6 protein-coding genes are annotated in these 7,929 nt (G+C 54.6%); 4 read left to right on the top strand and 2 right to left on the bottom strand.

Annotated features, from left to right (window positions below):
• Positions 1-793: aromatic amino acid DMT transporter YddG (gene yddG, locus N879_RS07965; RefSeq protein WP_022983312.1), on the top strand; the 793-nt coding region annotated here is incomplete at its 5' end.
• 162 nt (positions 794-955) lie between these two features.
• Here the strand turns inward: yddG and tldD are convergent.
• The gene (gene tldD / locus N879_RS07960) at positions 956-2,416 is read right to left on the bottom strand and encodes a metalloprotease TldD (RefSeq protein WP_009456184.1); all 1,461 of its coding nucleotides are present in this window, start codon (positions 2,414-2,416) and stop codon (positions 956-958) included.
• Positions 2,417-2,944: 528 nt separating this feature from the next.
• On the opposite strand from tldD, the gene N879_RS07955 reads away from it, so the two are divergent.
• Complete coding sequence (locus N879_RS07955) at positions 2,945-3,292, top strand: H-NS histone family protein (protein ID WP_009456182.1); 348 nt, start codon at positions 2,945-2,947, stop codon at positions 3,290-3,292.
• A gap of 95 nt (positions 3,293-3,387) precedes the next feature.
• Here the strand turns inward: N879_RS07955 and N879_RS07950 are convergent, their stop codons facing one another.
• Entirely contained in the window at positions 3,388-4,035 is a 648-nt protein-coding gene (locus tag N879_RS07950; RefSeq protein ID WP_009456180.1) for a DUF4136 domain-containing protein, read from the bottom strand.
• 163 nt (positions 4,036-4,198) lie between these two features.
• On the opposite strand from N879_RS07950, the gene pepN reads away from it, so the two are divergent.
• The gene (gene pepN, locus N879_RS07945) at positions 4,199-6,877 is read left to right on the top strand and encodes an aminopeptidase N (protein ID WP_009456178.1); all 2,679 of its coding nucleotides are present in this window, start codon (positions 4,199-4,201) and stop codon (positions 6,875-6,877) included.
• Complete coding sequence (locus N879_RS07940) at positions 6,874-7,899, top strand: class 1 fructose-bisphosphatase (protein WP_009456167.1); 1,026 nt, start codon at positions 6,874-6,876, stop codon at positions 7,897-7,899. Before pepN ends, N879_RS07940 begins: the two co-directional genes overlap by 4 nt.
• Positions 7,900-7,929: the final 30 nt, after the last annotated feature.

The raw sequence follows: 7,929 nt of genomic DNA, 5'->3' as shown, positions 1-7,929 counted from the left end.
GATCTACACCCTGGCCTCTGTCTTTCTTCTTTTATCGCTTAGCTGGGTACGCTTGCGCGACTTTCCGCGCCGCTACCTGATCTGGGGCAGCGTTTTGTTCGTCTGCTATGAGCTGTGCCTGGCTCTGTCCATTGGCTACGCCCACAACAGCCAACAAGCGATTGAGGTAGGGATGGTTAATTATCTGTGGCCCACTTTTACCATCGTGGCCGCTATTTTGTTCAACAAGCAAAGAGCCAACTGGCTGATCGCACCTGGCCTGCTCTTGTCCATGATGGGTATCAGCTGGATTCTGGGCGGTGAGCAAGGTTTGAGTCTGCACAGCATCTGGCTGAATGTGCAGGACAACCCCTTGAGCTACGGCCTGGCCTTTAGTGGCGCACTGATCTGGGCGGGCTACAGCACCATGACTGCACGCATCGGCCAGGGCAAAAATGGCATTACCTTGTTTTTCATGCTGACAGCCACCGTCTTGTGGATGAAATATCTAGGCCAAGGGGCACCTGCAATGACCTTTACCCTTCCAGCACTGATTTACTTGCTGCTGGCGGCCATGGCGATGGGCTTTGGCTATGCGGCCTGGAACGTGGGTATTTTGCACGGCAATGTCACCATACTGGCCGGCGCCTCCTACTTCATTCCAGTATTGTCAGCCGCCCTGTCTACTTTTTTGCTGCAGGCTCCCTTGACGCCAAGCTTCTGGCAAGGCTCGGCCATGGTGTGTTCGGGCGCCTTGTTGTGCTGGCTGGCCATCCGGGTCCGCAAACCCAGGCGAACGAAAAGTGCTACCTGAAAAACCCTATTCATTAATCCGGGCACGGCTGTGCCTGATGAGCAAAAATCAAAATTAAATTCTATTTGCTGCACTGCAATAAAAACAGCATAAAAAAACCGCCCAACCTTGAATTAAGGGGGGCGGTTCTTTTTATCTATTTTGATTAGCCAGCAAATTAAATCAGGCGGTTCCACCTACGGTCAGATTTTCCATCCGCACGGTAGGAATACCGACTCCAACCGGAACGCTTTGACCTTCTTTACCGCAAGTCCCCACTCCTGAATCCAACTGCATGTCATTACCGATCATGCTGATTTGGTTCATGGCATCGGGGCCGCTACCAATCAAAGTGGCGCCTTTGACGGGATACATCAGTTTGCCGTTTTCAATCACCCAGGCTTCCGAGGCCGAGAAAACAAACTTACCGCTAGTAATATCGACCTGGCCGCCACCGAAGTCTACGGCATATAAACCCTTTTTAACCGAGGCAATAATTTCCTGGGGGTCTTTATCGCCACCCAACATAAAGGTGTTGGTCATGCGTGGCAAAGGAAGGCTGGCGTAGGACTCGCGTCGACCGTTGCCCGTAATGGCAGCCCCCATCAGACGCGCATTATGGGTGTCTTGCAAATAGCCTTTCAAAATACCGTCTTCAATCAAGACGGTACGTTGTGTGGCATTGCCCTCATCATCCATATTCAAGGAGCCACGGCGGTTTTCCAGGGTGCCATCGTCAATGACGGTCACGCCCTTGGACGCCACGCGCTGGCCAATACGACCCGAGAACAGGCTGCTGCCACGACGGTTAAAGTCCCCTTCCAAACCGTGGCCCACGGCTTCATGCAGCATGACACCTGGCCAACCTGGGCCCAAAACCACCGTCATCTGACCGGCAGGTGCGGGTTTGGCTTCCAGATTCGTCATGGCCGAACGCACGGCCTTATCCACGTAGCTGCGCAGCATATCGTCGGAGAAGTAGGACAGATCAACCCGTCCACCACCTGCCGCCGAGCCGCGTTCACGGCGGCCATTTTGTTCAACAATGACCGACAAGGACAAATGCACCAAGGGGCGTACATCGGCGGCCAGACGACCATCGCTACCGGCCACCAGCACGACATCGTATTCCGCACCCAGACTGGCCATGACCTGTACCACGCGCGGGTCCGCTGCACGAGCCAAGGCATCCAGTCGCCCCAACAGGGCTACTTTCTCAGGAGCAGGCAGGCTGGCAATAGGGTCTGTGCCCGTATACAAGGTGGGGCGCTGCGTGTCGGCTGGCACCAAAATGCCGCTTTTGCCTGAACCGCCCTGGCGGGCAATCGAGCGCACCACACGGGCCGAAGACAGTAAAGCCTCGGGGCTGAGGGAATCCGAATAGGCAAAGGCGGTTTTCTCGCCACTTAATGCACGCACACCCACGCCCTGCTCAATGGAAAAGCTGCCGCTTTTGACGATTCCTTCGTCCAGCGCCCAGCCTTCGCTGCGGGTGTACTGAAAATACAAGTCGGCATAGTCAGCCTGATGGGTGAAGATCTCACCGAGCGCGCCGGACAAATGGCTTTCATTCAAGCCCCAGGGCTCAAGCAACAGTCCACGGGCGCATTCCAGGGCATTGATAGCCGGATCAACTAACTTCATCGTTTATTCCTACTGACAGATCCCCGGCAAACCCATGGCTGCAAGGGACGAAAATGGGTACCAAAAGACGTGCTGACATCAACTTGGCTTCCGTCCATCTGAGCATTAAAACAGAATGTGCCCCCGTATGCGATGCCGACGTACCGATCGGGCAGTTTCCGGGCTTTCAGAACCATGAATCAGCCTGTTGAACTAATAGGTTCAAAAATTCCAATTACGACATTTTCTGATACGGAATTAAAACTATTTTAAAAACCTCCTAATTAGAAACCCACCTATATGGTTTTGATATAAACCCATTCAAATTCATGATAACCCCTGATTAGATTAAATAATCAAGAGTCATTGAATTGTCTAATGACCTTAAATAATTACAAAAACCAAACACCTTTTTGATTAAGCGTTTATTTTTTACCCAAACCACTTATATTTTCAAGAAAATCAAAGTACACTGTTTTCGCATGATAAACACGAGCTTGTACAGGCAGGGTTTATCAGATAACTACAATCATGAAACAGGAATCCCATATGTCAGTCGAAACTTACAGCTCCGCGAAGCAAAAGATAGAAAAAGAGATTCTGCGTCTGCAAAAGCAGATGAAATCCCTTCGAGTCAAACAGCGTCGTCCTGTCATCGCGTCTATCGTCAAGTCCATGCAAGATAACGAGATCACGATTGAAGAAGTCGCTGAAGCGCTGGAAAATTCCGCCCGCCGCGGTGCTGGTGCTGGTTCCAACGGCCCTAAAACCAGCCTGCCTCCCAAATACCGCCACCCCGGCACCCAGGACACCTGGACGGGCCGTGGCCGCCCACCACGCTGGATTATCGATGCTGAAGCCAATGGTCGCAGCCGTGAAGAGTTCCTTATCAAATAAGTTTTGGGCACCAAACAAAAGAAAGGGACCGCTTGAAAAAGCGGTCCCTTTCTTATTGATATAAATCCCCTACATAATGCCGGGATTCTGGCGACTCAATCCCGAGCTAATGGATATCGGATATCAATCACTTGTCCATTATTACCCGGGAAACCATCAAATATGGCCTGGGACAAAAACGGCATCTGCTGGTCCAGGTTGTCAGAATGGCTATAAGACACGGCGGTGGCGCGATACACTTCTGCGCCCGAGTTTTGATTATCTGTAATGATTACATTTAGATAATTTTTATACACAGTGACAGGAACATTCACTACATTCGGAGAATAAAAGAAACCTCCGCCCCAACCATCATTTGGCGCATAATAGCCGCGCCCGATTCCCCACGCCGATGGACCATAAAAACTATCTGCAAATTGAGGCACCCAGGTTTGTTCTTGCGGATTGCCATAATCCATTTGCACCACAAAACGCGCAGACTTCAGATCCGCTGCTTGCACCAGTCCGGTCACACCAATAGAAGCCCGTACAGAATCTGCAAAAGACTGGTATTGCAGACTACTGCTTTTGTCCGGCGAGGACTTGATGTAATAGGTATCGCCACTGGTCGCCGTGGGCCATTGCTGATAACGCGTCAATTTGGCGGACCAGCTAGGCGCAGCGCAAGCCGTGGTCAAAACCGCCAATACCAGGCTCATCAGGCGTAGGGCGCGCCAGGAAAACCCTTCAGAAAATAACGTCATAGTTTCACCCTTGCTTGTTTTTCGCTTGCACGTTCAAGCCCGATTAATGACAGCGCCGTAGCGCCGACGAACAATTAGTTTACTGCCTGTTTCCGGCGTCCAGTGTGGGCGTTCAAACAACATTACAATAGACCATCTTTTTCGATTGTCGGACCAGGATCACATGCGCACAGACACCTTACCTACGATCTCCCGCCACGATTACCAGCCCTACCCTTATCAAATAGATAAGGTACGGCTGGAATTTGATTTGGCGGCCGAGCAAACCTTGGTTCGTCTGGCTTTTCGAGCCAGCAGCCGGGACGGCCAGATCCGCCCCCTGGTACTGGATGGCGAAGACATTGAACTGCTTGAAGTCAGCCTAAACGGGGTCGCCCTGACCGCACGGGATTACCAGCTTGATGAACAGGGCCTGACGCTCTCGCCCCAGACCGCAGAATGTGATCTGGTGCTGGTAAGCCGTTGCCGCCCCCAAGACAACACCATGCTGATGGGCTTGTATGTCTCGGGCCAGAACCTGTTTACCCAATGTGAAGCCCAGGGCTTTCGTCGTATTACCTTCTTCCCGGACCGTCCTGATGTGATGTCCCGTTATGAAGTGGTCCTGCGCGGCGATGCCAAGCTCTACCCTTATCTGCTGTCCAACGGCAATTTGCTGGAAAGCACCACACTGGACGATGGACGCAGCCAAGCCATTTGGGAAGACCCATTTCCAAAGCCTTCTTATTTATTTGCACTGGTTGCTGGCGACTTTGATGTGCGCGAACGCGAAATCAAAAAAGCCAATGGCCAGCCTGCCCTATTGCAGGTTTATTGCGATCGTGGTGACGGCGATAAAACAGAATGGGCCATGGAATGCCTGGAACATTCAGTACGCTGGGATGAACAACGTTTTGGGCTGGAACTGGATCTGGACCGCTTCATGATTGTGGCCGCTCGCGACTTCAATATGGGCGCGATGGAAAACAAGGGCCTGAACATCTTTAATGCCGCCTACGTGCTGGCCGATGCACAAAGCACTACCGATGCGTCCTTTCACGCCGTGGAAGCAGTTATTGGCCATGAGTACTTCCATAACTGGACCGGCAACCGCGTCACTTGCCGCGACTGGTTCCAGCTATCCCTGAAAGAAGGTCTGACGGTTTTTCGCGATCAGGAGTTTTCGGCTGACATGCTGGCTCAAGGGCTGGACGGCGCTCAAGCCGCCAGCGCCCGCGCCGTCAAACGCATTGATGATGTCAGCGTCCTGCGCGCGGCCCAGTTCCCTGAAGATGCCGGCCCAATGGCTCACCCCATCCGCCCCGAGAGCTATCAGGAAATCAGCAACTTTTACACCGCCACAATTTACGAGAAAGGTGCGGAAGTCATTCGCATGCAGCACACCTTGCTGGGTGAAGAAAACTTCCAGGCTGGTATTCGTGAGTACTTCAAGCGCCATGACGGCCAAGCAGTCACTTGCGACGATTTCGTGGACAGCATGGACAGCGTGTATCGCCAGGTCAAACCCGGCCAGAGCCTGGAACAGTTCCGCCGCTGGTATCAGCAAGCGGGAACACCACGCGTTCAGGTCAGCCTGCAGCACGACCCTGCCACCCAAACCGCCACGCTGACCCTGCGTCAAAGCAATGCGCCCGCCGGGATCGAAAACAAATCCACACCCAAGCCACCTTTGCACATCCCCTTTGCCTTGGGCATGCTGGATCAGCAAGGCGCACCACTGACCCTGCACCTGGATGGTCAGCAAGGCGATACGCTGGTACTGGATTTCACGCAAGCCGAACAAAGCTGGACCTTCACGCAGATTCCTGAGGCGCCCGTCCTATCCTTGTTGCGCAATTTCTCTGCGCCTGTGCGGGTGGACTACTACCGTCCGGATTCCGAGCTGGCTTTGCTGGCCCGTCACGACACGGATCCATTTGCACGTTGGGAAGCGGCTCAACTGCTAGCGACCCGTCTGATCTTGTCCTCGGCATCGGGACGCACACCGTCGGCCGCACAATTGGCGACCGTGGTTCAAACCTGGCATGCGCTGGTACAGGACCCGGCCTTGAGCCCTGCTTACAAGGCGCGCATCCTGTCCCTGCCCAGCGAGCGCGAATTGCTGGAACAAACCAAGCCCATGACCCCGCGCGCCGTGGTTCAGGCCCGTCGTCAGCTGCAACGTGAGCTGGGCCTGGCCCTGACTCCCTACTGGCAGGAACTGTATCAGTACCTGAGCCTGGAACAAGCCCCGTACAGCCCCGACGCCTTGCAGGCTGGCCAGCGCTCCTTGCGCAATCTGGCCCTGAATTACCTGCTGGTTGCCGGTGTGAATACCGGCCCGCAGTTGGCACGCAATCAATACGATCAGGCCACCAATATGACTGATCGCATGGGTGCCTTGAGCGCTCTGGTGAATTACGGTGACCCAGAGGATCGTCAAGACGGCCTGGATGACTTTTTCCAGCGCTGGCAGGACAATCCTCTGGTGCTGGACCGCTGGTTCAGCTTGCAGGCCACCGCCCCCAGCACGCAAGTTGCCCAGGTGCGCGCCCTGATGCTGCATCCCGCTTTCTCGATGCGCAATCCCAACCGCGCCCGCTCTCTGATTTTCCAGTTCTGCATGAATAATATGCAGGCTGTACACACGCCGGAAGGCTATGCCTTCTGGGCTGAGCAAGTCATTGCCCTGGACAAGCTCAACCCGGAAATCTCTGCCCGTCTGGCCCGTGTGTTTGATAACTGGGCCCGCTTTGAACCCGAAGCCCGCGACCTGCTCAAGGCAGCGCTGGAGCGTATTCAGGCCGAACCTGGCCTGTCGGGCAATGTGGCCGAAATCGTACATAAAGCATTAACTCTTTGACCTCGGAGTCTGTCTTGAAGAAAAACCTTACTCAGTATCTGGTGGAGCAACAGCGCCAGAAGAAAACGGTCACCGCCGACGTGCGCCTGCTGCTGGAAACAGTGGCTCGCGCATGCAAGGCCATTGGCCATGCCGTCAGCAAAGGAGCGCTGGGCGGCGTTCTGGGTTCTCTGGACTCCGAGAATGTCCAGGGCGAAGTTCAGAAAAAGCTGGATGTGCTGTCCAACGAAATCCTGCTGGAAGCCAATGAATGGGGCGGTAACCTGGCGGCCATGGCCTCCGAGGAAATGGATACCCTGCACCGCATTCCCGATTACTACCCCAAGGGCGAAAACCTGCTCTTGTTCGATCCGCTGGATGGCTCGTCCAATATTGACGTGAACGTGTCCATCGGCACGATCTTCTCGGTCCTGAGCGTCCCACCTGAAGCACGTGATCGCGTCATCGAAGAGCAAGACTTCCTGCAACCCGGCGTGCGTCAGGTTGCCGCCGGCTATGCCATTTACGGCCCGCAAACCATGCTGGTCCTGACTGTCGGTGACGGCGTCGCCGCCTTCACTCTGGACAAGGAAATGGGCTCCTGGGTGCTGACCACCGAGCGCATCACCATCCCCGAGGACACCTCTGAGTTCGCCATCAATATGTCCAATATGCGTCACTGGGAAGCCCCGGTAAAACGCTATATCGACGACTGCCTGGCTGGCCCGGACGGCCCACTGGGCAAAAACTACAATATGCGCTGGATCGCCTCCATGGTGGCCGATGTACACCGCATCCTGACCCGTGGCGGTATCTTCATGTACCCGCGCGATGCCCGTGCCTCCGGTCGCAAGGGCAAGCTGCGTTTGATGTACGAAGCCAACCCCATGAGCTTCCTGGTCGAGCAGGCCGGTGGCATGTCGATTGACGGTACACAGCGTATTCTGGACGTGCAACCTACCGAGCTGCACCAGCGCATTGGCGTGATTCTGGGTTCGCGCAATGAAGTCGAGCGCGTGCGTCAGTACCACGAGCAAGGCTGATTCCTGTCCGCTGAATCCCAGCGGATGCAG

The organism is Alcaligenes sp. EGD-AK7 (assembly GCF_000465875.3).
In the GTDB taxonomy this organism is placed as follows: domain Bacteria; phylum Pseudomonadota; class Gammaproteobacteria; order Burkholderiales; family Burkholderiaceae_B; genus Alcaligenes; species Alcaligenes phenolicus.
The sequence above is the reverse complement of the archived record's forward strand: the minus strand, read 5'-3'. Positions and strand labels throughout refer to the sequence as shown.